At 57.0% G+C, this 26,066-nt stretch carries 18 protein-coding genes, 1 tRNA gene and 1 pseudogene; 3 read left to right on the top strand and 17 right to left on the bottom strand.

The genetic code is table 11. The annotated features are described in order from the left end of the window. Positions 1-8: 8 nt before the first annotated feature. The 16 genes and pseudogenes from bcsD to LAC65_RS00230 all read right to left on the bottom strand — a co-directional run bounded on the left by bcsD (position 9) and on the right by LAC65_RS00230 (position 21,235). Positions 9-455 (bottom strand): cellulose biosynthesis protein BcsD, encoded by a 447-nt coding sequence (gene bcsD / locus LAC65_RS00305; protein ID WP_039381668.1) that lies wholly within the window; start codon positions 453-455, stop codon positions 9-11. Further along, positions 455-4,255, bottom strand: coding sequence for a cellulose biosynthesis protein BcsC (locus LAC65_RS00300; RefSeq protein WP_039381665.1), 3,801 nt, complete (start codon positions 4,253-4,255; stop codon positions 455-457). The genes bcsD and LAC65_RS00300 overlap by 1 nt, the downstream gene beginning before the upstream one ends. 11 nt (positions 4,256-4,266) lie before the next feature. After that, positions 4,267-6,723, bottom strand: a pseudogene (bcsB, locus tag LAC65_RS00295) (cellulose biosynthesis cyclic di-GMP-binding regulatory protein BcsB). Then, a complete protein-coding gene (gene bcsA / locus LAC65_RS00290) occupies positions 6,720-8,825 on the bottom strand; it encodes a UDP-forming cellulose synthase catalytic subunit (protein WP_052246463.1) in 2,106 nt (701 codons plus the stop codon). The pseudogene bcsB and the gene bcsA overlap by 4 nt, the downstream one beginning before the upstream one ends. A 66-nt stretch (positions 8,826-8,891) precedes the next feature. Continuing rightward, positions 8,892-9,589, bottom strand: a protein-coding gene (locus tag LAC65_RS00285; RefSeq protein WP_223429336.1) for an IS1 family transposase whose coding sequence is annotated in 2 segments (ribosomal slippage) — positions 8,892-9,340 and positions 9,340-9,589 — 699 coding nt in all. Because the reading frame shifts where the segments join, the coding sequence is not laid out codon by codon here. A gap of 66 nt (positions 9,590-9,655) precedes the next feature. Beyond that, complete coding sequence (gene bcsQ, locus LAC65_RS00280; RefSeq protein WP_071668229.1) at positions 9,656-10,456, bottom strand: cellulose biosynthesis protein BcsQ; 801 nt, start codon at positions 10,454-10,456, stop codon at positions 9,656-9,658. After that, positions 10,447-11,061, bottom strand: a complete 615-nt coding sequence (gene bcsO, locus LAC65_RS00275; RefSeq protein ID WP_039381657.1) for a cellulose biosynthesis protein BcsO — start codon at positions 11,059-11,061, stop codon at positions 10,447-10,449. Before bcsO ends, bcsQ begins: the two co-directional genes overlap by 10 nt. Positions 11,062-11,535: 474 nt before the next feature. Then, positions 11,536-12,546, bottom strand: a complete 1,011-nt coding sequence (gene dppF, locus LAC65_RS00270; RefSeq protein WP_039381655.1) for a dipeptide ABC transporter ATP-binding subunit DppF — start codon at positions 12,544-12,546, stop codon at positions 11,536-11,538. Next, the gene (dppD, locus tag LAC65_RS00265; RefSeq protein WP_039381653.1) at positions 12,536-13,522 is read right to left on the bottom strand and encodes a dipeptide ABC transporter ATP-binding protein; all 987 of its coding nucleotides are present in this window, start codon (positions 13,520-13,522) and stop codon (positions 12,536-12,538) included. Before dppD ends, dppF begins: the two co-directional genes overlap by 11 nt. Positions 13,523-13,534: 12 nt before the next feature. Continuing rightward, a complete protein-coding gene (gene dppC / locus LAC65_RS00260; RefSeq protein WP_039381650.1) occupies positions 13,535-14,437 on the bottom strand; it encodes a dipeptide ABC transporter permease DppC in 903 nt (300 codons plus the stop codon). Positions 14,438-14,446: 9 nt separating this feature from the next. Continuing rightward, entirely contained in the window at positions 14,447-15,466 is a 1,020-nt protein-coding gene (dppB, locus tag LAC65_RS00255; protein WP_039381648.1) for a dipeptide ABC transporter permease DppB, read from the bottom strand. Positions 15,467-15,666: 200 nt separating this feature from the next. Continuing rightward, on the bottom strand, positions 15,667-17,277 hold the full coding sequence (gene dppA, locus LAC65_RS00250) for a dipeptide ABC transporter periplasmic-binding protein DppA (RefSeq protein ID WP_039381644.1): 1,611 nt from the start codon (positions 17,275-17,277) through the stop codon (positions 15,667-15,669). A gap of 840 nt (positions 17,278-18,117) precedes the next feature. Continuing rightward, positions 18,118-18,194, bottom strand: a tRNA-Pro gene (locus LAC65_RS00245). A 122-nt stretch (positions 18,195-18,316) separates the two neighbouring features. After that, positions 18,317-20,008: a kdo(2)-lipid A phosphoethanolamine 7''-transferase gene (eptB, locus tag LAC65_RS00240; RefSeq protein ID WP_039381642.1), complete on the bottom strand. Its 1,692-nt coding sequence runs from the start codon at positions 20,006-20,008 to the stop codon at positions 18,317-18,319. A gap of 260 nt (positions 20,009-20,268) precedes the next feature. Further along, on the bottom strand, positions 20,269-20,697 hold the full coding sequence (locus tag LAC65_RS00235; protein WP_039381640.1) for an organic hydroperoxide resistance protein: 429 nt from the start codon (positions 20,695-20,697) through the stop codon (positions 20,269-20,271). Between the two features lie 73 nt (positions 20,698-20,770). Beyond that, entirely contained in the window at positions 20,771-21,235 is a 465-nt protein-coding gene (locus LAC65_RS00230; protein WP_039381637.1) for a MarR family winged helix-turn-helix transcriptional regulator, read from the bottom strand. A 60-nt stretch (positions 21,236-21,295) separates the two neighbouring features. Here LAC65_RS00230 and LAC65_RS00225 point away from each other — a divergent pair, with 60 nt between their 5' ends. After that, the gene (locus LAC65_RS00225) at positions 21,296-21,889 is read left to right on the top strand and encodes an HD domain-containing protein (RefSeq protein WP_039381635.1); all 594 of its coding nucleotides are present in this window, start codon (positions 21,296-21,298) and stop codon (positions 21,887-21,889) included. 41 nt (positions 21,890-21,930) lie between these two features. Here LAC65_RS00225 and LAC65_RS00220 read toward each other — a convergent pair whose 3' ends face one another. Next, the gene (locus tag LAC65_RS00220; protein ID WP_039381633.1) at positions 21,931-22,227 is read right to left on the bottom strand and encodes an HTH-type transcriptional regulator; all 297 of its coding nucleotides are present in this window, start codon (positions 22,225-22,227) and stop codon (positions 21,931-21,933) included. Positions 22,228-22,925: 698 nt separating this feature from the next. Between LAC65_RS00220 and LAC65_RS00215 the strand changes: the two genes are divergently transcribed. Together LAC65_RS00215 and LAC65_RS00210 are read left to right on the top strand one after the other, a co-directional pair. After that, on the top strand, positions 22,926-23,642 hold the full coding sequence (locus LAC65_RS00215) for a DUF3053 domain-containing protein (RefSeq protein ID WP_039381631.1): 717 nt from the start codon (positions 22,926-22,928) through the stop codon (positions 23,640-23,642). Between the two features lie 431 nt (positions 23,643-24,073). Next, entirely contained in the window at positions 24,074-26,008 is a 1,935-nt protein-coding gene (locus tag LAC65_RS00210) for a PTS mannitol transporter subunit IICBA (RefSeq protein ID WP_039381628.1), read from the top strand. Positions 26,009-26,066 lie beyond the last annotated feature (58 nt).

The raw sequence follows: 26,066 nt of genomic DNA, 5'->3' as shown, positions 1-26,066 counted from the left end.
ACCGCTTCCTATTGATATCGATACAGCAGCGTTGAGCCATTGTCGTTTTCCAGCGTCAGCGGTACTGCGGCGCTGCCGCCCTGACCGCGCAGCCACTGCGCATACAGCCCGCCCAGCACGGCCCCCATTGCCAGCCGCCAGCGTTCAGCCGGCAGCGTGTCGTGACCGGCCGGCAGCGCATGATGCTCAATCTGAATCGCATTTTCTGCCGGATGAATCTGCACAAAGCCCCAGTTGAAGCGGGCCAGCTGCAGATTCATCTCCCGTTCCAGATCCTGCACGGTACGTGAAGCCGGCAGCGGATAGCGCATCGCCAGCGTCTCCCCGGTGCTGGCCAGAAAAGCCGTGGCTTCATCACCGCCGTTCTCCAGCACGCTCTCTGTCATCACGCAGACCAGGTCAAACCAGCCAGGCTGATGCGACCAGGTCACGCGTGCGGTGGGTTGCTCGCTCATCAGTTATCTCCAAACATATAGCGGAAGTAGAGGTTGGCAGTGCTTTCGTTGTAGTCGCCAAAGGTGTCATACCCCAGCTGCCCGCCAATCGTGACATCTTTATTAATTTTATAATCCGCACCGGCGTGCAGGTTGTAACCTATGCCGTTTTTACTTTCACCGCTGTAGTAAGCACTTCTGACAAAGCCGCGATCGGCCAGACTCTGCAGCTGCGACTGCAGCGCAGCATCGTCCGGGAAGTAGGCGCTCTTATCCTGGCTGTAAGACTGATACCCTACCGATCCCCCGACGTTGACTTTCAGATCGTCAAACTGACGGCTGAAATCCACCGGGAATGAAACGGATGCATAGTTCTGCGGGCTGAAATAGCCGCCCTGGCCATAACTGAAATAGCTGAGGTTTTTGGAGAAATCCATCCAGGAGAGGTTCATTCCCACCTTCAGCTCGCGATCGTCGTAGTGGAAAGGCCGTACATAAACGCCAGCGGTTGCCTGAACGCTCTGGTTACTCGCCACATTTTCGCCAATGTAGCTATAAGCGCCGCCGCCGGCATAAAGTCCGGCATCGCCGTTGTCATAGCTCAGCAGGGCATTCGCGCCATTTTTCGTTACGCGTCCCCAGCGTTTGCCGCTGGTTTTATCTTCTGCTCCCACATACGAAAGCAGGCTGTCGGTCATGGCACGGCGTTCACCGGTCAGGATCAGCGTCAGGAAATCAGTCAGCTTCGGTGACCACTGGATCCCGCCCACCAGCGTGCTGAGATCCTGGCCCAGCGGCGTGCTGCCGAGATCGATTTTATAGCTGTCGCCCTTCAGCGCCATGTTCAGCTCAACGCCGGAAGCGGACTGCGAATCGGTGGCTGAAGCGGGAACGTCCGTGATTTTCGCATCCCCGGCTGCCACGACATTGCCCTGCACCAGCGCATTGCTGCCAAAGCGGCGCCATGCATCTCCGCCAGCGCTGCCCGCGGTCAGTGAAACCGGCGTAACGGTAAAATCAAACCGCGACTCGCCAAACGGCACCGTGGAAAAGGTCAGCGGCGCTTTCGCTTCGGTCAGCTTACTCAAGCCTGACTCGCCATCGCGTCCGCGCACCTGCATCTGTCCCTGTACCCAGGTCCCGGTTTTCTCCTGCAGCGCGTCCATCATCGTGTCAATCTGATGCAGCGTCTGGTTCTGCTGCAGCACAGGCGTATTGGCTGCCAGCGCAGTGTCTGCTGTGCGGCTTACTGTTGGTGCGTTCTGCCACGGCATGACCGCGCCATAGCTGGAAGAGGAACGGCCAACCGGCGAGGTGCTGCGGTTAATAAAGGGATTGTCTGCCAGCGCCAGTCCGCCAACCACAGGTACGCTGCCGCTTTGCGCGCCCTGCAGACCAATCATTTTACCGCGTGCGGTACGCAGATAACGCATCGCTTCGCCGTGCTCGCCGTTGGCTTCCGCTACGCGCGCCAGCAGCAGCAGCCGCTCCGGCGTCTCTTCATTGCGCAGTCCGCGCGTCAGCGTATTCGCCCTGCTGATATCATTCTCTGCCAGCGCCACGTTAATGGCCCCGGTGCGCGCATCCTGTTGCGGCGTATCCTGCGTGATCAGATAGTCATAGACCACGCCCGCCTCTTTGTTCATTTTGCCGGACTGATAGAGACGCGCCATGGCAAACATCAGATCGCGGTTTTGCGGATCCTGCTGCAGCGCACCCACCAGTTTGTCATAGGCCGCCGCATACTGTTTCTGCTCACGCAGGCGATCTACTTCATTGATCAGATAGCCGTTGCGCACATCAGCCAGCTGCGCTGGCGTACTGCGCGCCTGCAGTTCAGGCGAGCTGAGAAAACGCTGCGCTTCACCGCTCAACCCGGCCTGGTTGAGCACCGTGACCTGCGTGGCATAGTCCCCGGCGTTACCCTGCACGCCGCGCTGCATGTTGCTGCGTACCACCGCCACGGCGCTGGTGAGATCGCCCGCTTTCGCCAGTTTCTCCGCCAGATTGCCGGCGTCAACCGGATTAGCCGGCGGGGCAGCAGCCAGCGCGCGCAGCGTATTCGCCGCCGCCGCATCCGAGCCCTGTGCCAGATACTGATCGGCCGTTGCCATTTGCAGATTAAAGTTAACGCGCTGCGCCAGTTCACGCATTGCGCCGGTTTTACTGCGATCGGGAATACGTGCCAGCAGCTGGCTCGCCTGCTGCCACGCGCCGCTTTCGCTGGCGTTGAGCGCACCGGCATAGAGTTCGCTGCTGGTCGCGCCATTGCGCATCACCGGCTGCATCACATTGGCTGCCATCAGCGTATTGCCCTGCGCGCGGTAGAGCCGCGCCAGATCCAGACGCAGCCAGCCATCGGTGGGATAGCGCTGTACGCCGCTGGTCAGCGTGGCGATCGCGGCGGCGCTGTTGCCTGCGGCCTGCTCGCGTTTCGCCTGTGCCCGGATGGGATCGCTGTTATTACCGCGTGGCGCCACGCTCTGCCGCACGCTGTCGGGCAGTGAGGCGAGCAGGCTGTTAGCTTCAGCGCTGCGGTTCTGCTGGCGCAGCACATAGAACAGTCCCTCTTTGGCGCTGCGGTTATCCGCATCGCTTTGCAGGATCGCACGGTAGGTCTGCTCCGCCTGCTGCAACTGATTGGTGCGGCGCTGCACATCGGCACGGAACAGTTTTGCCGCCACGCCTTTTTCGCCTTCAGCCTGGGTCAGCGGCTCGCTCAGCGCCAGCGCCTGCGCACTGTCGCCGCTTTTCAGCGCCTGCTGAGCGGCGGCAAGCTGCGCGTAAAAGCGGGCATCCGCCGCCTGCTTCTGCCGCGCATCGCTCTGATCGCCACCCAGCTGTGCCGCCCGGTTCAGGTAGTCTGCGGCTTCAGCGTAGTGCCCGGCGCGCTGCGCAACATAGCCCATGCCCGCCAGCGCATCCGCATCCTGCGGGTTCGCCTGCAGCACTTTTTCAAAGCTGGACTGCGCACCGCTGACATCGCCGCTGTTCAGGGCCGTAAAGCCGGCGCCCTTTTCCGCGCCGCCCACGTTTTTACGGTAGTAATCCACTACCGCGTTATCCTGAGGATGACGCTGCTGCCAGGTCTGATAGAGCGCAGCGTCCTGAGCCTGCGGTGCCAGCCAGAGCAGCGCCTGACGCAGCGAGCGGTCAGCCTCTTTATTGCCGTCAGCCATACCGGCCAGCAGCTCAATCCCCTGGCGACGGGTCGGCTCCTGATAGGTCATCGCCTTGCCCAGCGCCAGCTGCGCACCGGTATCCTGCGGATGATCGGCGGCAAACTGCCGCAGCGCTTCAACCGCCTGCGGCAGCAGCGTGCGATCGCCGGCCATGGTCAGATAATATTCAGCGGCGACGCTCGGCGGTGGCTCGTTACCGCTGAAGGTGTTGCGCCACGTCTGCAGCGCTGCGGCGATGTTGCCGCTGCGTGCCTGCTGACGCGCCAGCGATAGCTGCGCCTGCGGAATACTCTGCAGCTGACGGGCGTTATCCAGTTCGGCCAGATGCGCATCGTTGGGCGAAACGGCACTCAGCCGCGCACGCCACTGCGCTGCCTCGGCGGTACTTCCGGTCTGCTGGGAGTAGAGCGCCAGCAGATAGAGCGCCTGGGTATTATTCGGCTCCGCCTGCAGGATTTTCTGCAGCGACGCCTTTGCCAGATCGTCATGCGCTTTCTGATGCCAGTAGGCAGCCTGGTCAAACAGCGCCTGCAGCGCAGGATTGTTGCTCTCTGCCGCCAGCAGCGGCTGAGAGAGCGTCAGCGCCCCGCCCAGCAGCAGGGCGTGGCGGATGCCGGCACTCAGTATATTTTTATGCATTCTTTTTATCCTTACTTCCTGCCGGACTGACTGTCTGCTTTGGGGTTAAGACGCCGCCATGCGTGACGCTTCAGCATGAGCCAGGCGCTGCTGCCGATCAGCACGGCAACCAGCAGCGCGGCCAGCGCCATCAGCACCGAGTGCTGGTTGGCGTACCACACCACCATCATGTACCACGGCATTTCACCGCTCGGAAACTGCGGACCAACCCGGAAGCTGCGGATCCCATTTTCATCGGTAATGATGGCGGTATCGCCGCGAATACCGGCGTTGATACGCGCTGAATTGAGATCGTCATGCAGGCGCAGCAGCTGCTGATCGCTGGTTGCCACCGTCATGACCACCAGCCGGTCAGCGCTCCACGGCGAGCGATAGCTGACAAATCCGCGCCACGCCTCATTTGAGGAAAAGTAGCGATCGGCATCCAGCTCCTGGCGATACCAGTCGCCGGTCAGCCAGCCGTGCAGTTTTTCCATCAGGCCAGGCTCGTTAACGCTCAGCGTATTGCCGCTGGTCTGCTACGGCGTGCCGTGCAGCATCTGCTGCGTAAAGGCGCTGTGCTGCATGGTGCTCACCGCCAGCACATCATTCTGCTGCAGCCGGCTCAGATTGGTGCCGCCTTCAGGCAGGCCAAACAGTACCTGATTTTGTACCAGCGCCACCCCGGTTGCGTTACCCGCGCGCGCCGCCATATCGAGTAGCGTGGCGATCTCCGCATCACCCGGTTTTTCCGGCAGCAGCAGCGTGGTCTGCGAAAAATCCGCCAGGCGCGTGAACGGGAACGCGGCCCCGACAAAGTAAGAGAGGTTCGGCAGCATGGTGAAGTGACGGGTGTGGCTCAGATCGATCCACGAATCCTCTTCGATGCGGCTTTTGATATTGTTGTTAAGCAGTACGCCGCACGGCGCATCCGCTTTTGGCTTGATATTAAAGTAGAGCGCCAGCTGGTTATCGCCGTAAATCAGATATGGCTCCAGCTTCAGGGTGTAGTGCTCCTGACGCGCGTCGCCGCCCAGGCGGTGCCAGGCGCTCTCCAGCAGGCCGACTTTGTTAACCGTCAGGTTACGCAGGAAAGTCCCGTTGAGGGCGACATTCAGGAACGAATTGTTTTCGTCGATCCAGCTTTCAGTGGGAAAACGGTAGTTCAGGTTGACCGGAATCGTATCGCCATCCCATAAAAACAGATCGGGCGCCGCGCGGAAGTTTACGCGCAGCGCATCATGCCAGATACCGGTCGTGGTCAGGCTCTGATCTTTGCGCAGCAGTTCACTCAGGCGTACCGGGCGTGAGGTGTTGATCCAGCGCGGGGCATCGTAAGGCTTACGCTGGGCCAGCGGCTGCGGCTGCACAGCAAGCTGGCTGGCATCGGTAGTCAGCGGTTTGGTTGTCAGACGATTCGCCGCCTGACGCAGCTGTGCGTCATCGCTGCCCACAATCAGCAGCAGTTTATAGACCGGATTATCCGGGTTATCGATCACCTGCAGCAGCGGGCCATTGCTGGCCGGCAGCGTCACGATGCCGATTTTGTCGCCCGGATGCCCGACCAGAATACCGTTGCGCTCTGGCAGCGCGCCGCGACTCACCGGAAAGCGAATGCCGCGGTAGTCAGACTGAATACCCATCCACGACGCCACCAGCGCGGCAGCGCTCACCGCATCCGGCGTCACGCTGCTGGCAAAACCAAAGGTGACGCTGGCCGGCGTCATACGCTGCGCATCGATAAACGGGCGCGGGAAGTTACGCAGGCTGGTGCCGATATTCAGCTGCTGGCCCTCCAGGCTCAGCGTGGTTTGCGGCAGAATCGTTACCTGATACTGCTGTGCGCTCTCTTTTTCACACAGCAGCTTATCCGCATCGTTGATTTTAAAGCTGAGGTTGTTATCTGACACTACCATGGCAGCCGGAATATCCAGCTGATAGTCGCTGACGTCGCTGTCGCTGGAGCCGAGCGGCAGCGTGCCGAGCGGCTGTCCGTTCAGCATCAGCTGCAGCGACGTATTGCGCGCGGCCAGCGCTGATGAGACGCGCAGCGACAGGTTGAGCCGTGCGTTGGTAACCACCTCATCACCGGGCAGGGTAAAGACAATGCCCGACTGCAGCTGTCCTCCGGTCAGGGTGATGCCCTGTTTCTGGCCCATCTGCGCCACAGAAATCGTACTGCTTACCGGCTGGTTGAGGACAGTGCTTCCGGTATCAGCCGCAGGCAACAGAATTGCCGGCGCCTCAGCCTCAGCCGGCGTGGCGGCACTGCTTTCCGGCGCGTCACTACCGCTTTCCGGTGCATAAGGGGCGGCACCGGCCGCCTGCTGCAGCTGCGCGTCAGCCGTGCTGTCGAGCCCTTCCGGCGGCGGCACGGCTGACAGCGCACTGCTGTCCTGCGTAACCGCAGGCTCTTCAGCCTGAACCGATGTCAGCAGCAGTGCGGTCGCCAGCGAACTGGCGAGCAGCGTTTGCGTTAATTTCTTCATGCTGCGCTGTCCTCTTTGGCCGCAGGCTGGTCATCACGCTTGTGCTTCTCGCGGCGATCTTTCCAGGTCAGCCAGAACAGCTCAAAAACGGTACGAATAATAGTGCCGATCGACACCAGCGGATTATCCTGCTTATACTCCGGCTGGATCCACGCATCCGCTCGCGCCAGCACGACGCGCACCAGCTCGCGGCGACGCGCCAGCGGCATCGCGCCAAAGCGCAGACGGATTGTCTCTGCATCGCCGGAAATTTTACTGACCGGGATAGTGATAGTGCCGGACTTCAGCAGCAGATCGATCTCTTCAATCTCATCCATTTCATGCCGGTTGTCAGGCGCATCCAGCTGCGCACCGCCCATCGAGAGATCGCTGGTGCGGGTACGCGACGAAATTCCGCTGGCGTAGTGGATCACAGCCGGGATCTGCACCTCAATACGAATGGTTTTACGCACCTGCTTGGTTTCGCGCGCCACGGCGATGGCCGCCATCAGAATAATCAGACTGAAAATAGCCCAGCCAACGTTGAGCGCGATAACCCAGGGATCGACCCCGAAATAGTCATGCGCCGTCGCGCGGACCACGCCGGCGACAATACCGATGGAGAGCAGCGTCGCGACAATGACGTGTGGCCGTACGATATGGAAATCAAAGAAGCCCTGATCGAGCAGACCGCCTTTATCCGTTACGTTGAACTTGCCATGTTTCGGCGACAGTAGCGTCAGCAGGGTCGGGATGACCAGATGGAAGCACATCACCGTTTCGTAAATCTCTCCCCAGAAGGTATAGCGGAAGCGGCCATTCATACGGGAGTTAACGTAGAGCGACATCACCAGATGCGGCAGCACATAGGCGAAGATCAGCGACGCCGAAGAGTGGATGATATTCAGGTTAAACAGCAGATAAGCCAGCGGCGCGGTAAGAAACGCCACGCGCGGCAGGCCAAACTGAAAGTGCAGCATGGCGTTGAGGTAGCAGAGGCGCTGCTGCCACTTCAGACCACGGCCAAACAGCGGATTATCCACGCGGAAAATCTGCGTCATGCCGCGCGCCCAGCGGGTACGCTGAATAACGTGCAGGCCGAGGCGTTCCGTTGCCAGACCGGCCGCCAGCGGGATCGCCAGAAACGCTGAGCCCCAGCCGCGACGCTGCATTTTCAGCGCGGTGTGCGCGTCTTCCGTCACGGTCTCAACGGCAAAGCCGCCAATCTCTTCCAGCGCGCTGCGCCGGATAACGGCACAGGAGCCACAGAAAAAGGTCGCATTCCAGTTGTCATTGCCCTGCTGTACCGGACCATAAAACAGCGATCCCTCGTTAGGAATAGAGCGGGCGGCACGCAGGTTGCGCTCGAACGGATCGGGAGAGTAGAAATAGTGCGGCGTCTGCAGCAGGGCCAGCTTCGGATCTTTCAGGAAGGGGCCGACCGTTGCCTGCAGGAACGCGCGCGTGGCGACGTGATCGCAGTCGAATACGCAGATCAGCTCGCCTTTGGTAATGGTCATCGCGTGATTAAGATTGCCCGCTTTGGCGTGCCGGTTGTCATCACGCGTGATATAGCCCACGCCCACGTCAGCGGCGAATACCGCAAACTCGCTGCGCTTGCCGTCATCCAGCAGATAGACTTTGATTTTATCGCGCGGGTAATCGATACACTGCGCCGCCAGCACGGTATCGCGCACCACATCCAGACTTTCGTTATAGGTCGGTACGTATACATCCACCGTGGGCCACAGACGGGTATCATCCGGCAGCGGTTCAATCGTACGCTTTAAAGGCCAGGTGGTCTGCAGGAACCCGAGAATTAAGATCAGCCAGACGTAAAGTTCAGCCAGATATAAGCCAATGCCGAGAATAGCTTCGATCTCGGAATTAAACTTCAGCGTTTCGGTAGTGCGCCACCAGATATATCGGGTCGACATCAGCGCGGAAAGAATAACCATTACCACGGTTATTTTACGGCTTTTGCTGAAGCCCAGTAAAAACATCATACCGATGCTGATTAAACCAAAAATATATTGTTTCTGGCTGTCCATAGGCGTGATGATGATTACCGCCGCCACCGGCGCGAGCACCAGCAGCAGCAGGTAAAACCCGAGTTTACTCATGAGTCACCCTGAAAAAGCGTTATAAATTATCTGAGCCGGGCCTGAGCCCGGGGTAATGACTCCAACTTACTGATAGTGTTTTATGTTCAGATAATGCCCGATGACCTTGTCATGCAGCTCCACCGATTTTGAGAACGACAGTGACTTCCGTCCCAGCCTTGCCAGATGTTGTCTCAGATTCAGGTTATGCCGCTCAATTCGCTGAGTGTAACGCTTGCTGATTACGTGCAGCTTTCCCTTCAGGCGGGATTCATACAGCGGCCAGCCATCCGTCATCCATACCACGACCTCAAAGGCCGACAGCAGGCTCAGAAGACGCTCCAGTGTGGCCAGAGTGCGTTCACCGAAGACGTGCGCCACAACCGTCCTCCGTATCCTGTCATACGCGTAAAACAGCCAGCGCTGACGTGATTTAGCACCGACGTAGCCCCACTGTTCGTCCATTTCAGCGCAGACAATCACATCACTGCCCGGCTGTATGCGCGAGGTTACCGACTGCGGCCTGAGTTTTTTAAGTGACGTAAAATCGTGTTGAGGCCAACGCCCATAATGCGGGCGGTTGCCCGGCATCCAACACCATTCATGGCCATATCAATGATTTTCTGGTGCGTACCGGGTTGAGAAGCGGTGTAAGTGAACTGCAGTTGCCATGTTTTACGGCAGTGAGAGCAGAGATAGCGCTGATGTCCGGCAGTGCTTTTGCCGTTACGCACCACCCCGTCAGTAGCTGAACAGGAGGGACAGCTGATAGAAACAGAAGCCACGGGAGCACCTCAAAAACACCATCATACACTAAATCAGTAAGTTGGCAGCATCACCGAGCCCGGCTATTAATACTGGCTGCGGATCGGCGCCTGAACTTCACCGTTGCCGACCTGAATACTGAGCAAATTAGCCACGCGCTTTGCCACCAGTTCAATATCGAAGGCGGCCGCAGACGCGGGGCTGAAATCGTACACTGACTGCTGTGATGCATTCGCTTCCGCCACGCTTTCATCGCGGTGGACAACGCCAAGCAGGCTATCGCCCAGACGCTGCTGCATAAATGATGTGACTTCACGGCTGATATTGCGGCGATTGTCGCTTTGGTTCAGCACAAAATAGTGGCCATGTTTATTATTCAGCGGCTGACCAATCATGCGGTTATTTTCAATTTGCGGCAGCAGAGAGACGGATGCCGTATCCGCAAGCATGACTACTAAATGCATATCGGCAAGTTGCTGCATCGCTTTAAGCGCCGGCCCCGGACCGGGAGGAAAATCGGCCACAATTACCAGGCCGGGATAATTCAGCACGGTATCGAGACCGCGCCGCAAAAAATGGGTGTCGCTGGCAAGCTTGTGCTCAAAGCGTTCACGCTGCTCCTCTGTGACGTCGCCGTAGGGCAGCACAAAAATATTGCCGCCGGTGGTCAGAATCGACTGGCTCCAGTCAGCCTGCTCTTCAGAGCGCGCAACAAAGCCGCGGCCATCCTGCAGCGGGACGCCAAAATGCAGACGCAGCGCATTCTGCACATCAAAATCGATTGCCAGCACCTTGCTGCCGGCGCGCGCCAGACTCCATGCAAGGTTGGCCGCCATGGTGGTCTTCCCTACTCCCCCTTTTGGCGAGCACACACAAACTAACGGCATAACGCAATCTTCTCCAGTAGCGGTTTGAGGAGTGTTTCTTTAGACAATGCAGCGGGTTCAGCCGGACGCGAGCGAAACAGCGTGCTGAAGCGGGCAGAGGCGGGCGGAGCAACAGGCGCTGCTGCGGCCGGCACCGCGCTGGCAGGCGGCTGCGGGGCCGCGGGGCGGGTCACGACCGGCTCAGAAAGCGGAGGCGGAAACAGTGAGCCGGCGCGCTGCCGCTCCACAAGCGCCGCCGCGGGCATCGCTGCCGGCGCGCGCTTCGGCGGCGGCGGCGGAAATAGCGCACTGCTGCCCGGCGCGGCCTCGCGGACCGGCGCGGTGGCCGCCAGGCTGCTGAGCAGCGAGGCGCCCTCCTCTGCCGGAGCACGCGGAGCGGCAGGTATGGCTGGCGCGGCAAATGCCTCAGGGCCGGCCGGCTGTGGCTGCGGCAGATCGATACGCTGCCCCTGGCCCAGCTCCGGCGCATCATCTGTGCTCAGCTGGCGCAGAATGGCCCACTGATGATGATCGGCGCTCTGCGCCTGACCCGACATATCTTTGAAATCGATATCAAGCGTCTGCGTTTTTTCTTTGAAACGCTGCAGATCGTCATAATTCTTCATGATCAGTGCCTGTGAAAGCAGAGGGCATTTTTTGGCGAATATAGCACACACATTAAAAGACGGTGAGAAAATTCTGATTATTAAAACCGCATATCTGATAAAGCTGCTTTATCTGTGTTTATAAAAAACCGGATGCTTTACCGGCGGGAGATGCGCGGCGAAAAGAGACTAATGCATTGCCGTTAACCGAAACGAAAATGCCGCCGAAAAGAAATTAAATATTTGTAAAATAAGGATATTTATGATTTTGGCGTTGCGTAACCCCAGCGGTTAAGCCGGCAACGCCTGCGCGGTGATTTAAGAATTTGTCTTAGCGCGCTGCGCGGGGAGCCCTGTCGCTGACGGTCAGATAACGTAATGTGATAGATTTCCGGTCCTGTGCCCGGTTAACCTGATAAAGGTTAGCATTGCTGAACTGTTTTCGCTAAAAAAAAGAAAGGCTCCCGCGGGAGCCTTTTTTATCAGTGGCGTTAATCAGGGTGTTTCCAGCGGCTGGTTTTCATCCTGATCGACGGCAAAGCAGGCAACCTGCTGATCGCCATAGCGTTTGAGTTTTGGCTGCAGCTGCACGCAGGTGCCAAAACGGCGCCGGCAGCGCGCGTTGAACGCACAGCCCGGCGGCGGATTGAGCGGGCTGGGCAGCTCACCGGTCAGTTTGATACGCTCGCGCCGCTCATCCGGATTAAGACGCGGCGTGGCGGAAAGCAGCGCCTGCGTATAAGGATGGCGCGGATTGCTGAAGATCGCCTCTTTACTGCCTTTCTCCACGCAGCGCCCGAGGTACATCACCATAACTTCATCGGCGATGTGCTCGACCACTGAGAGGTCGTGCGAAATAAAGACGTAGGAGAGGCCCAGGTCCTGCTGCAGATCCATCATCAGGTTCAGCACCTGCGCGCGTACCGAAACATCGAGCGCTGAAACCGGCTCATCCGCGATCAGGACATCCGGATCCAGCATCAATCCGCGCGCAATGGCAATACGCTGACGCTGACCGCCGGAGAACATGTGCGGGTAGCGATCGTAATGTTCGGTCTTGAGACCCACTTTCGCCATCATCTCCAGCGTTTTTTCGCGCCGCTCCGCTTTGCTCAGCGCGGTGTTGATAATCAGCGGCTCCTCAAGGATCTGGCTGATTTTTTTACGCGGGTTGAGCGAGCCATAGGGGTTCTGAAAGATGATCTGAATTTTCTGCCGGCGCAGTTTTTGCGCCTGCGGATCGTGCTTCAGCAAATCCTGTCCGTGCCAGTAAAGCTCGCCTTCGGTCGGGGTTTCGATCATGGTCAGCAGACGGCCAAGCGTGGATTTTCCGCAGCCCGACTCACCGACTACCGCCAGCGTTTTACCCCGTTCGAGGTTGAAGGAGACGCCATCCAGCGCCTTCACCAGGCGCTCCTGACCAAACAGGCCTTTCTTCACCGGGTAGTGTTTTTTCAGGTCAATCGCCTGCAGCAGATAATCCTGCTTCGTGTTATCAGGACTCATAGGTCGGTCTCCCGGCATCATCCAGTGGGAAGTGGCATTTAGACTGGCGGCCCGGAATGTCGCGCAGCGCAGGTTCTTCGGTACGGCAGCGATCGGTCACATAGGGGCAGCGCGGATTCAGCAGGCAGCCAGAGGGCCGGTCATATTTGCCCGGCACCACGCCCGGCAGCGATGCCAGCCGCGCCTTGTCTGCCGCAAACTCCGGCAGCGCCCGCAGCAGCGCCTGCGTATAGGGATGACGCGGCGCCCTGAAGATATCCACGGCTTTGCCGCTCTCCACCACCTGACCGGCATACATCACAATAATGTGCTGCGCCGCTTCGGCAACCAGCGCCAGATCGTGGGTGATGAGGATCAGCGCCATGTTCTCCTGCTTCTGCAGCGCCAGCAGCAGTTCGATGATCTGCGCCTGAATGGTGACATCCAGCGCCGTGGTTGGCTCATCGGCAATCAGCAGCTTAGGCTTGCAGGCAATCGCCATGGCGATCATCACGCGCTGGCTCATGCCGCCCGACAGCTGGTGCGGATAGACATCAAGCCGCGAAGCCGGATCGGGAATACCCACCTGCTCCAGCAGATCGATAGCGCGCTGGCGGCGGGTGCGTTTACTGCCGCCCTGGTGCACCTTGAGCGCTTCCATAATCTGGAAACCCACGGTATAGCAGGGATTGAGGCTGGTCATCGGATCCTGAAAAATCATCGCCACTTCTGCGCCAACCAGCTGCCGGCGCTCTTTTTCAGAAATCTTCTGCAAATCGCGCTGGTTAAACTCCAGCTTCTCAGCCATGACGCGGCCAGGAAAATCGATCAGACCCATAATCGCCAGCGAACTGACTGATTTACCGGAGCCCGACTCACCGACAATCCCTACGACCTGGCCCTGCTCTACCTGATAACTGATGCGGTCAACCGCACGGAACGGTGTTTTTTCGTCGCCGAAATGCACCGATAACTTCTCTACATTTAATAACGCCATCTCGGTGCCTCTTTACTGCTTGAGTTTCGGGTCGAGTGCATCACGCAAACCATCGCCCATGAGGTTGAATGCCAGAACCGTCAGCAGGATGACCACTCCGGGGAAGGTCACTACCCACCAGGCACTTTGCGCATACTGCAGAACGTCAGAGAGCATGGTGCCCCACTCCGGCGTCGGCGGCTGCGCCCCCATTCCGAGAAAGCCCAGCGCCGCCATGTCGAGAATGGCGTTGGAGAAACCGAGCGATGCCTGCACAATCAGCGGAGCCAGGCAGTTTGGCAGAATATTGATGAACATCTGACGCAGCGTTCCCGCACCTGCCACGCCGGAAGCGGTGACATAATCGCGGTTAACCTCAACCAGCACCGCCGCGCGCGTCAGGCGGATATAATGCGGCAGCGCCACAAACGTCAGCGCCAGCGAAGCGTTGACGATGGAGGGGCCAAAGATGGCTACCAGCACCAGCGCCAGCAGCAGGCTGGGCAGCGCCAGCATGATATCGACCAGACGCATAATAGTGGCATCCACCACGCCACCGAGGTAGCCCGCCATCAGGCCAAAAATCACGCCAAAAATCAGTGACAGTACCACGACCAGGCAGCCTACCAGCAGCGACAGGCGCGCCCCGAACATCAGGCGTGACAAAATATCGCGGCCCACATCATCGGTGCCGAGGATATAACTCCAGCTGCCGCCCTCCTGCCATACCGGCGGATGCAGCAGCGCATCGCGGAACTGCTCTGCCGGACCGTGCGGTGCCAGAAAATCGGCAAAAATTGCAATCAGCAGCATCAGCGTGATGTAGACCAGGCCGATGACTGCGCCCTTATTACGTTTAAAATAGTGCCAGAATTCCTGAAACGGGGTCATCGGCTTTGGTGCGGCAGTTACGCGCGCGGGTTCAACAGCAGACATAGCTCCCCCTTATTTCTTATGTCGGATGCGCGGGTTAACCACGCCATACAGCAGATCAACCAGCAGGTTGACCAGAATGATCAGGATGGCAACCAGCAGCACGCCGCCCTGCACTACCGGATAGTCGCGGCGCTGCAGCGCTTCAATCAGCCAGCGGCCCAGACCCGGCCATGAGAAGATAGTCTCGGTCAGAATCGCACCGGCCAGCAGCGTACCGACCTGCAGACCGATAACGGTAACCACCGGCAGCATCGCATTACGCAGCGCATGCACGACAATAACCCGCATGCGCGTCAGCCCTTTGGCGCGGGCGGTGCGGATATAATCCTCGCCCAGCACCTCCAGCATGGAGGAGCGCGTCATACGCACAATCACCGCCAGCGGAATGGTGCCCAGCACAATCGCCGGCAGGATCATATGCATGACCGCATCTTTGAAGTCGCCCTCTTCCCCCCACAGGAGCGTATCGATCAGCATAAAGCCGGTCAGGGGATGGCTGTCGTCAAGGAAGATGGTATCGCTGACCCGGCCAGAGACCGGCGTCAGGTTGAGCTGCACCGATACCAGCATAATCAGCATGATCCCCCACCAGAAGATCGGCATGGAGTAGCCGGTCAGGGAGATCCCCACGGCGGTATGATCGAAAACCGATCCGCGCTTTACGGCGGCCAGTACGCCCACCGGAATACCCACGGCGATAGCAAACAGCATGGCACAGATGCCCAGCTCCAGCGTCGCCTGGAAGCGCGGGACAAACTCATCCCACACCGGAATGCGGCTCTTCAGAGAGATACCGAGATCGCCGTGCAGCACCCCGTTGATATAGGTGATGTACTGCTTCCACATCGGCTGGTCGAGGCCAAACTGCGCCATCAGCTGTGCGTGACGCTCCGGGGAGATACCGCGTTCGCCCGCCATGATCAGCACCGGGTCGCCGGGGATCAGATGAACAAACGCAAAGGTCAGTAGGGTAATACCGATAAACGTCGGGATGACAAGGCCCAGACGTCGGAGTATGAATTGCAGCATAAGCCGGATTCTCAGTCATTCTCCCGCAGCGGAAAGTCGTCGCGGGACTACATTGCTCATAACGCGCGGTCGGCAAAGCCGGACGCGATGCAGGCAGCGCTTCAGTAAAAGTATTTGCCGGAAAAAAGTACGGGACACGGATGGCGAAGAGCGCATCCGAGGGCCAGCAGGCTGGCCCTCACCGTGATAATCCGAAAGGGTTATTCCTGAATATCGACGTTTTCGAAGTGATGCTTACCTAACGGATCAACCACATAGCCGCTCACTTTCTTGCTGACAGGCTCATAGACGGTCGAGTGTGCAATGATCAGTGCCGGAGCCTGATCGTGCATAACAACCTGCGCCTGCTTGTAGAGCGCAATACGTTTATTGTGATCGGCTTCCGCACGGGCCGGCTGGATCAGATCTTCAAACGGCTTGTAGCACCAGCGGGAGTAGTTGGAGCCATCTTTTGCCGCTGCACAGCTGAACAGGGTGGCAAAGAAGTTATCCGGATCGCCATTGTCGCCGGTCCAGCCCATCATCACCGTCTGGTGTTCACCTGCTTTGGCGCGCTTGAGATATTCGCCCCACTCATAGGTAACAATTTTGGCTTTTACGCCAATTTTCGCCCAGTCCGCCTGAACCATCTCCGCCATGCGGCGCGCGTTCGGGTTGTATGGACGCTGCACCGGCATTGCCCAGAGATCGATAGAGAAGCCATCCGCCATGCCTGCTTCTTTCAGCAGCGCTTTGGCTTTTTCCGGATCGTAGGCGTAATCTTTGATCTCGTCGTTATAGCCCCACATGGTTGGCGGGATCAGGTTTTTCGCTGCCTGCCCTGCTCCCTGATAGACCGCATCGATGATCGCCTGCTTGTTGACCGCCATGGTCAGTGCCTGACGCACTTTGGCGTTATCCAGCGGCTTTTTCTCTGTGTTAAATGAGAGATAACCCACGTTCAGGCCAGGCTGCTCCATCAGATTGATTTTGCTGTCTTTCTTCATGCTGGCGATGTCAGCCGGGTTTGGATAAGGCATCACCTGGCACTCGCCCTTCTGCAGCTTGGCGTAGCGCACTGACGCATCTGGCGTAATAGAGAAGACCAGACGATCGATTTTTGGTTTAGTGCCCCAGAAGTCCGGGTTCGCTTTGTAGAGAATGCGTGAATCTTTCTGATACTGCTGCAGTACAAACGGGCCGGTGCCGACCGGATTCAGGTCGAGTTTTTCCGGCGTGCCTGCTTTCAGCATGTTATCCGCATACTCTTTAGAAAGAATAGAGGCGAAGTCCATACCGAGGTCAGCGAGGAAAGGCGCTTCAGGACGGGTCAGGGTAAAACGCACGGTGTGATCGTCAACTTTTTCAATTTTGCCGATCAGCTTCGGCATATCCATGCCTTCAAAATATTCGTAGCTGCCGCCAGAGACGCCGTGGAATTTATTGTTTTTATCGAGCTGGCGCTCAAATGAAAACACCACGTCATCGGCGTTAAATTCACGCGTTGGTTTGAAATCTTTCGTGCTCTGCCACTTCACGCCCTGGCGCAGGTGGAAAGTGTAGGTTTTGCCATCTTCGCTGACATCCCACTTTTCAGCCAGGCCTGGCTGCAGTTCAGTGGTGCCGGTTTTAAACTCAACCAGACGGTTATAAATCGGGACCGAGCTGGCGTCATAGGTGGTGCCAGAGGTAAAGAGCTGCGGGTTGAAACCTTCCGGCGAGCCTTCTGAACAGTAGACAAGGGTCTTCGCCTGAACACCGGCAGCGACGGTCATCGCAATCAGGCTGAGACCGGCCTTCAGCATCCTGGATTTAGCCCGGGAGTTCATCATGTTTTGCTCCATTGTGATGTGATGTTGTGTGCATCGCCCGTCCTCTGATTTTTTTATGCGGTACGGGCAGGTCTGACAGCGACCAGAATGTGAGCGGTTATTGTTATTGCCCTGGCGGGATACACCAGCCAGATGCGTCCGTCTCTACATCTTACTGAAGCATCAATTTGTCAACAGTTGCAACGAACGTCAATACAACGTGGGGTTATTTACACAGAGTGTGAGTAAGTGCAAGCAACGATAAAAAAGAGCACTGGAGAGAGAAACCGATATATAAGGCGGTGAAAAAGCGTTCGATACCGCTGGATTATCTGGCGCTTGCGTCAAATAACAGTGATTATCACCGCTAAAAAACATTTTAAAATTGTCGATAAACGTCGAATATCTGAACGATTCCCCGTGCGTTATGACGTTCGGGTAGCGAAATATGCTGGCGTAATGGCATAAGAAATCAGCAAAAAGCAAAAGCCGGTCATAAGCAGAATGTGTCGCGAATTAAGAGAGGTGCTTTGATGCAGCAAGTGATGAAGAGCGGTGTTGAGGAATAATAAGGTTTATCCCGGTGATGATTAATGGAACGCGTAAATTGATGACTTTGCTTGATCGCTGCCGGGATGTGAGTCTGGTTCAGGGAAGGCCAGTAAATCCTCAGTCATCACCGAAGCCGGATAAAGGATGAAATGCGGGGCCGTGGAGTAAAGCGTCACACGCCATGAATGGCGTGTGACGGGCGATCAGGGACGGACCTCGTCTTTACGAAGCGGTCGCGCATTTCACCCTGAGAGTGCAAATACGACAGACAAAAAAACCTGCTTTTTGCAAAGCAGGTTTCTTAAATGATGGTCGGCGAGAGAGGATTCGAACCTCCGACCCACTGGTCCCAAACCAGTTGCGCTACCAAGCTGCGCTACTCGCCGATGGGGGCGAATATTACTGCTGCGCCTTTACAGCGTCAATCCCTTTTCCCTTTAAAGCTGCCTGATTGCCTGAAAAGCAGGCAACCCGCGCCGGGAAGGCGATCTCAGCGCGGGCATACCGGTCAGAGATTGCTCGGTGCTTTAGCGGCCGGAGCCTGACACCAGTTGTTTGCCGGATTGATACCGCCATTGGGTGAGGTGTAGCCCAGACAGCCCAGTATGGTATCAAACAGCTCAACGTGACGATGCGTTTTACCGACACGCTGCTGCGCCTGCAGTCGCTCAAAGTTGCTGCGGTTCACCGGATCGTCCAGATATTTATCGGACGCCCAGACCATCATCGGCACGCGGAACTGCTCAGGCGGCGCCATCTCACGTGGGGTGCCGTGCAGGTGCATATTTTCGCTGATCGACTCGCCGTGGTCCGCCGCATAGAACACCAGCGCTTTTTTATCACGCAGCTGATCCAGTACGCTGTCGAGCATCGAGTCCACATACAAAACAGAGTTGTCATAAGCGTTGATCAACTGCGCCTTGCTGCAGGTGTCATCCACGCCCATGCACTCAGGCTGATAACGCGCGAAGCTGCGGGGATAGCGCTGCGAGTAAAGATAGTGTGAGCCTTTGGTATGCAGCACCACCAGATGTTTGCCTTTCGGGAAACGCTGCAGGGAAGCCTGCAGTTCCGGCACCAGCAGCATGTCGTCTACCGCTTTACCCTGATTACGCTTTTCAGAGCCGATCTGCTCGCGGAAAGAGAAGTTATTCACATCGGCATTGTCATAGAACCAGACCTCGCTCTGCATGGCGAACAGCTCAGAGGTAAAACCCAGCTCTTTCATGACGGCAAATACGTTCTGCTCTTTCAGAGTACGACCCGGATTATCCATGGTGCCGCCTTCGCGAACAAACATGCAGCGCAGCGAGAGCTTGGTTGCGGTGTCGCAGGACTCACCGCGGAACGCCACCAGGTTTTTCTCTTTGGAGAGCTTTGGCGTGGTATCGCGATCGTAGCCCAGCATCCCCATATGATCCCAGCGCGTGGTTTCACCGATAACAAACACGACGTAAGTGTCATCAATGCCTGCCGGTGCCACATAGGTAAAGTTTTTCGCCGGATCGAACAGCGCTTCGCTGTCCAGCTTTTCATCCACTTTAGTCCAGGTAAACAGCCCCAGAGCAGCAATCCAGTTAGAAGGCAGATAAGAGTGTGCCACTACCCCGCCATAGCTGGGCAGATCGATATTCGTGATCTCTTCCTGCGTTTTCTGCAGTTTGTCAAAATAGCGGATCGGCAACCATACCAGCGCCACGCTCAGCAGCATAATGGCTACCGGTTTCAGGCGCTGTCCCGGTGTTTTTAGCTGCTCAATCAGCGTCATACGCAGCCGGTTGCGCCAGATCAGCAGCAGCGGCAGCGCGCTGACCAGCACCATCCAGACAATAAAATGCAGGCCGATCACTTCTTTAGAGAGATCGATGTCGGTTGTCATAACCGAAGCCACAATGCCGTAGCCAATCACGACATTAAAGAAGGTCATGTAATATGCCGCGGCCACGGAAATCACTACCAGCAGACTGGCCAGCACGCGGTAAGCCCATTTTCCACCCAGCGAGAGCAGGCGCATCAGGAAAAAGGTAAGTAAAACAGCGGCCGTGACTTCAGCAACAGCAGAAAGCCAGTCGGACGGGGTTGATTTGGTTAAGAAGCCGTCAAAGCGGCGGTAAAAAATTGGCAGGTTTAGCAGGATGCCAAGATAAAGTGCGAGCAGCAGAGAAAGCTTCTGCTGAGTTAAACTTTTGATATAATTCATTTAAATTTTCTGTTCCCGACCCGGTGTCGATTTATCACCGTTCCTGTGACTCTGTTCAGACAGCAAGGTTCGCTTTGAGAATGGAAAAGCGTGACGTATCGAGCAGGATCGGGACGAATCTGAACCGAAAATAACTGCGATGCCGTGTTAAGCGCAGCAGTAGAACATTTAACCAATGGTAAGACCAGATTTTTTTGTGCGGGCTAAAAGCGGGTGAATAAAAAAGGCTCCCGCAGGAGCCCGGTTAACCGCGTGCGTGCTTAATTAATGATATTCAGCGTCACGTCGATATTGCCGCGGGTGGCATTAGAGTAAGGGCACACGATGTGTGCAGCATCGACCAGCTTTTGGGCTTCTGCAGCATCCATCTCCGGCAGGTGGATATTCAGCGTAGCTTCAATACCAAAACCGGTCGGAATCGGGCCGATGCCAACTTCACCTTCAATCCACGCCTCTTTTGGCATCGCGATTTTGTCGCGACCGGCAACAAATTTCATGGCGCCGAGGAAACAGGCTGAATAGCCCGCCGCAAACAGCTGCTCCGGATTAGTCGCCTCGCCACCGGCTCCGCCCATCTCTTTTGGCACGCCCAGCTTAACGTCCAGGACGTTGTCAGAAGAGGTTGCACGTCCGTCACGGCCACCGGTTGCTTTTGCTTTAGCTGTATAAACCACTTTGTCTAAAGACATACTTTATCTCCGTTCGCTATATAATAACGCGCTACTTATCCGCGCCGATGTAAATGCTTTTTTATCCGCGCAGTCAGCCTGCGCGGTTCAGATTGGTGCGCAGCATATCAAGCTGCTCTTTCAGCGCTGCCATCGTCCCGGTGTCACAGGCCGTCGCACACTGCACCGCTTCCGGAATCGCAGCGGCGCGCGCCTGTAGCTCGCGCCCCTCATCGGTCAGCGTCACCACGACCTGCCGTTCATCCTGGCGTGAACGCTGCCGGCGCACCAGCCCGGCTGTTTCCAGCCGCTTAAGCAGCGGCGTCAGCGTCGCGGAGTCAAGAAACAGCTGTTCGCCAATCTCTGACACCGTGACATCATCCTGCACCCAGAGCACCAGCATCACCAGGTATTGCGGATAGGTGATATTGAGTGCCGCCAGCTGCTGACGATAGACCTTATGCATGGCCAGATTCGCCGAGTAGAGCGCGAAACAGAGATGCTGATCAACCTGGGGTGGCGGCCGCTTCACTTTTTTGCCATCTTGATTACTGTTCATGCAAATTAATATAGATAGCGCGCTAGATAATTGCAAGCTACTTTTCACGGGAGAGTGAAGATGCAGGATTCACTGGAGGAGCAGGCGCGTCGTTTTGCTACTGAACTTCATGCAGCTACAGGCCAGCGACGTAAATACACCGATGAGCCCTATATCGTTCACCCGCAGGCAGTGGCTGAACTGGTGCGCAGCGTAACCGATGATGAAGAGATGCTGGCAGCTGCCTGGCTGCACGATACGGTAGAAGACACATCCAGCACGCTACAGGATATTGAACAGCAGTTTGGCCAGCGCGTAGCCGGCCTGGTCGCGATGCTGACTGATAGCGCCCAGCCGCAGGCCAGAAACCGCGCGGCGCGCAAACTGGCACACTTCCGGCATACGGCGGACGCCTCACCCGAAGCGCAGACGATCAAGCTGGCAGATATTATCGATAATACCCGCGCGATAGTGCAGTTTGACCCGGATTTTGCGCGCGTTTATCTGATTGAGAAGCAGGTGCAGATTCAGCTACTGCTGCAGGGCGATAAACAGCTCTGGCAGCAGGCGCATCAGAATATCAAACAGGGATTGCAGCAACTGTCGCAGCCCCCCTATAACGTTCCGGAAAGCTGGTTCGCCCGTCAGACGGCTAAATTTGAAGCGCTGAAATAAAAAACCCGCCGTGCAGGCGGGTTCGGAGAACCGATAATTGGTTACTCAAGCAGCTGCCGTCCCAGATAGGGATTCGCCTGCAGCAGCTTCATCAATTTGCGTGCCGTAGCGGAGGGGCGCGTGCGCTGCGCTTCCCAGCTTTTTACTGATGAGACGCTCACCCCCATCACGCGGGCGAACTCATCCACCTGCATGCCGGTCATCTCACGTAAACGCTGTGGCTCGGGAACTGACACCGTGTTGAGTGCAATATCTGATACGGAAGGCTTAGCATCACGTGTCAAAACAATTTGCTCAAGACTGCTGAGTAATTCAACCATTGGATCTTTTAATTCCATAGAGAACTCCTTAAAACTCACTATGAAGCACGTGAAAGTAGAGAGGTAAGCATCAAATGATGCTGAAACCAGGCTTTATCAGGCTGCATCCCGCAGCGGTTTGGACGTTAGATTTATAAAACCGTTACGGGACACAGCCTGCTGGGCACTGCGAACATGTCAGCGCAATGCAACAATTGCCGGGTTTCTTAGTATGGGTCAGAATCCAGGAATTGCTGTCTGTTTTTTGATTATTTTTTCATCTTGCTTATGGCTAAAACCTGCAGTAACGCTTAAGTGCCTGTCAGGTAAAAAGTTGCTGTCTGTCACACTCTGCCCCCTGTCCTGAATGAAGCAAAAATAGCGCCAGATCCGCATTTCGCATCCTGCGGACGTTTCGCACCGCCGCTGCGGCATTTTTGTTCGCATTGTGCTCAATAATAGAGCAGAGATGCACCAGTCTGATGCATATTAAAGGAAAGGTTATGAGTTATGCCGCCTCTGCTGCGTGCACTCCTTCGCCTGCTAGCTGGTCAGGGGCTGAAATGGGGCAGCGGTCTGCCACATCGTTGACTATTGCTGTGCCACACGGGCGCGCTGACCGGAGAGCATCACACTGCACGCCTTCGGTCATTGTGCACGCCAGGCCATTGCACTATTCTTTAGGACCATTCTCAGCGATTCACATATTGCCATTTTGTCACGACAGGAGTTGAAACATGGCGTCAGGAACTTCCCGCATCTGGATGCGTACCGGCATGCTGCTCGCCAGCGCGCTGGTCATATTGCAACTCACCGCCTGCGGTGACAAAGAGGGCGATCAGCGTAAGGCGTTTAACGATTTTCTGCAAAATACCGTGATGCGCAGCGGTGAACATCTGCCGGCACTGAGTGAAAACCAGAAGCAGACCTTCGGTAACTACGCCAGTGACTATGCCATTCTGTATGGCTTTTCTCAGCAGGTGAGTCAGGCCACGGAACAGGGTATGCGTCCGGTCGTGGATGAGCTGGCAGCGATTCGCGTTCCGCAGGATTATCTGACCCGCCGCGATACCCTGCGTCAGGTGAGCGGCAATCTCAGCGTTCTGACGCAGCAGATCCAGAGCGCGAAAATGCAGGCTGACAGCAGCAAGGCGACGCTTAAACAGCCCGACGACCTGAAAAAGTCGTATGACGCAGCCTATGCAAAAGTGGTTACACAGCCGGCAGGCACGCTGATCCCGCTGCTGCCTAAGCTGCAGGCGCTGAGCCAGAGCGCTGTACAGACCGGAGACTATCTGCAATCGCAGGGAACACGCGTCACTTTTAATGATGGTGGCGTACAGTTCCCGACGCAGGATCAGGCGACCCGGTACAATGTGCTGATGAGTGAGCTGTCTGCAAATGCGCAGGCGCTGACGCAGGCGCAAAATGCAGTACAGGGTTCCTGGCAATAACGCCGGTTACGGGCAGTATTACCACTGCCCGGTTCTCGCTGCGCTTCGCTTTATAACGGCCTGTCGCTTTACCTACCCGCCTGTGATCTGGCGCAATTATGACCAGAAATTCTTTGTGACGCTAATCACACTTCTGCAATAAACCCGCACTACCAAAGAGTGAGGCTTATCACATAAAACCCGCTTTTTTGCTGAATTTTTCGGCGTCGCTGCTTTTTTATCCTGTCTTTGTGTGACAAGAGTCACATTACCCCCCCCTGTTCACCCCGCTTTTGCGTGATATGGATCACACTAATTCCGGACGCTACGCACGCTCCTGAACAAGTGCTAGAGTCCGCCTGCATACAGTAATGCCACGGCCCCCGCCGTAATGTCTCAACAAAAACAAATGCGCGCTCTTATTGCAGCGCGTCTCAATAAGGGGTGGGTTTATGTCCTCATCAGTCAAGGTCAGAGTGCAGAGCTTTGGTCGCTTTCTGAGTAATATGGTGATGCCTAACATCGGTGCGTTTATCGCATGGGGTATCATCACCGCGCTGTTTATTCCAACCGGATGGATCCCGAACGAAACGCTGGCGAAACTCGTCGGTCCGATGATTACCTATCTGCTGCCGCTGCTGATTGGCTTCACCGGCGGCCGTCTGGTCGGCGGCGATCGCGGTGGCGTGGTCGGCGCCATTACAACAATGGGCGTCATTGTCGGTGCCGATATGCCGATGTTCCTCGGCGCGATGCTTGCCGGACCGCTGGGCGGCTGGGCAATCCGCGCGTTTGACCGGGCCGTTGACGGCAAGATCAAAAGCGGTTTCGAGATGCTGGTGAATAACTTCTCCGCCGGCATCATCGGTATGCTGCTGGCGCTGCTGGCGTTCCTGGCTATTGGTCCGCTGGTGCAGGGGCTGTCGCACATTCTCGCCGCCGGGGTTAACCTGATGGTGCAGAACAACCTGCTGCCGCTGACCTCTATTTTTGTTGAGCCGGCGAAAATCCTGTTCCTTAACAACGCCATCAACCACGGCATTTTCTCGCCGCTGGGTATTCAGCAGGCGAGCGAAGCGGGTAAATCGATCTTCTTCCTGATCGAAGCTAACCCGGGCCCGGGGATGGGCGTGCTGGTCGCTTATATGATCTTTGGTCGCGGCAGCGCCAAACAGTCAGCGGGCGGTGCCGCTATTATCCACTTCCTCGGCGGCATCCATGAGATTTACTTCCCGTATGTGCTGATGGCGCCGCGCCTGCTGCTGGCGGTGATCCTGGGCGGTATGACCGGCGTATTTACGCTGACGCTGCTGAATGGCGGCCTGGTCTCTCCGGCGTCACCGGGTTCTATCCTGGCCGTGCTGGCGATGACGCCAAAAGGCGCCTATTTTGCTAACGTTGCCGCTATCGTAGCCGCTTTTGCCGTCTCTTTTGTTGTCTCTTCTATCCTGCTGAAAACCAGCAAAGTGAAAGAAGACGAAGATATTGAAGCGGCGACCCAGCGTATGCGCGACATGAAAGCGCAGTCTAAAGGCCAGCCGGCGGCAGGCGCGCCGGTAGTAGCTGACGCTCACAGCGTAGACGTGAGCCACGTGCGTAAAATCATCGTTGCCTGTGACGCCGGTATGGGTTCCAGCGCCATGGGTGCCGGCGTGCTGCGCAAAAAAGTGCAGGATGCGGGCCTCACGAATGTGTCGGTGACGAACAGCGCTATTAATGCGCTGCCGGGTGACGTTGACCTGGTGATCACACACCGCGATCTTACGGAACGGGCGATGCGTCAGGCACCGCAGGCGCAGCATATCTCGCTGAATAATTTCCTTGATAGCGCGCTCTACACCAACCTGACCGAGCGACTGGTCACGGTAAACCGCAGCGTGGCGCATCGCGAAACGGTGCAGTCAACGCTGGCAGACAGCTTTGATAACGAGAATACGCACCTGTTTAAGCTCGGGACGGATAACGTATTCCTCGATCTGAGCGCCAGCAACAAAGAACAGGCGATCCGCTTTGCCGGTGAGCAGCTGGTAAAAGGTGGCTATGTCCAGCCAGAGTACGTTGAGGCGATGCTGGCCCGTGAAAAGCTGACGCCAACCTATCTGGGTGAGTCGATTGCGGTTCCGCACGGAACGGTAGAAGCGAAAGATCGCGTGCTGAAAACAGGCGTGGTGTTCTGTCAGTATCCGGCAGGCGTACAGTTTGGCGATGAGCCGGATGAGGTGGCGCGCCTGGTGATCGGGATTGCGGCCCGCAACAATGAGCACATTCAGGTGATCACCAGCCTGACCAACGCGCTGGATGATGATAGCGTGATTGAACGACTGGCGCAGACCCGCAGCGTGCAGGAAGTGCTGGATCTGCTCTCAGGCAGCAGCGTCAAAGCGTAATCAGTCAGCAGTTTTTTCCCCGGGGCGGGCAGGCCCGCCCTGTGTCCGGGGCGGAAAT

This window comes from Pantoea eucrina, assembly GCF_020079945.1.
Taxonomy (GTDB): Bacteria; Pseudomonadota; Gammaproteobacteria; order Enterobacterales; family Enterobacteriaceae; genus Pantoea; species Pantoea eucrina.
Note: the sequence above shows the minus strand (reverse complement) of the source record. Positions and strands in the feature narration are given on the sequence as shown.

Bases quoted from the DNA above. Each gene is read 5' to 3' on its own strand.
- bcsA (WP_052246463.1), bottom strand. From the start codon at position 8,825: ATGAGTAAACTCGGGTTTTACCTGCTGCTGCTGGTGCTCGCGCCGGTG.
- LAC65_RS00210 (WP_039381628.1), top strand. From the start codon at position 24,074: ATGTCCTCATCAGTCAAGGTCAGAGTGCAGAGCTTTGGTCGCTTTCTG.
- LAC65_RS00215 (WP_039381631.1), top strand. From the start codon at position 22,926: ATGGCGTCAGGAACTTCCCGCATCTGGATGCGTACCGGCATGCTGCTC.
- dppD (WP_039381653.1), bottom strand. From the start codon at position 13,522: ATGGCGTTATTAAATGTAGAGAAGTTATCGGTGCATTTCGGCGACGAA.
- LAC65_RS00235 (WP_039381640.1), bottom strand. From the start codon at position 20,697: ATGTCTTTAGACAAAGTGGTTTATACAGCTAAAGCAAAAGCAACCGGT.
- eptB (WP_039381642.1), bottom strand. From the start codon at position 20,008: ATGAATTATATCAAAAGTTTAACTCAGCAGAAGCTTTCTCTGCTGCTC.
- LAC65_RS00225 (WP_039381635.1), top strand. From the start codon at position 21,296: ATGCAGGATTCACTGGAGGAGCAGGCGCGTCGTTTTGCTACTGAACTT.
- dppA (WP_039381644.1), bottom strand. From the start codon at position 17,277: ATGATGAACTCCCGGGCTAAATCCAGGATGCTGAAGGCCGGTCTCAGC.
- dppB (WP_039381648.1), bottom strand. From the start codon at position 15,466: ATGCTGCAATTCATACTCCGACGTCTGGGCCTTGTCATCCCGACGTTT.
- LAC65_RS00220 (WP_039381633.1), bottom strand. From the start codon at position 22,227: ATGGAATTAAAAGATCCAATGGTTGAATTACTCAGCAGTCTTGAGCAA.
- dppF (WP_039381655.1), bottom strand. From the start codon at position 12,546: ATGAGTCCTGATAACACGAAGCAGGATTATCTGCTGCAGGCGATTGAC.
- bcsQ (WP_071668229.1), bottom strand. From the start codon at position 10,456: ATGCCGTTAGTTTGTGTGTGCTCGCCAAAAGGGGGAGTAGGGAAGACC.
- bcsO (WP_039381657.1), bottom strand. From the start codon at position 11,061: ATGAAGAATTATGACGATCTGCAGCGTTTCAAAGAAAAAACGCAGACG.
- LAC65_RS00230 (WP_039381637.1), bottom strand. From the start codon at position 21,235: ATGAACAGTAATCAAGATGGCAAAAAAGTGAAGCGGCCGCCACCCCAG.
- bcsD (WP_039381668.1), bottom strand. From the start codon at position 455: ATGAGCGAGCAACCCACCGCACGCGTGACCTGGTCGCATCAGCCTGGC.
- dppC (WP_039381650.1), bottom strand. From the start codon at position 14,437: ATGTCTGCTGTTGAACCCGCGCGCGTAACTGCCGCACCAAAGCCGATG.
- LAC65_RS00300 (WP_039381665.1), bottom strand. From the start codon at position 4,255: ATGCATAAAAATATACTGAGTGCCGGCATCCGCCACGCCCTGCTGCTG.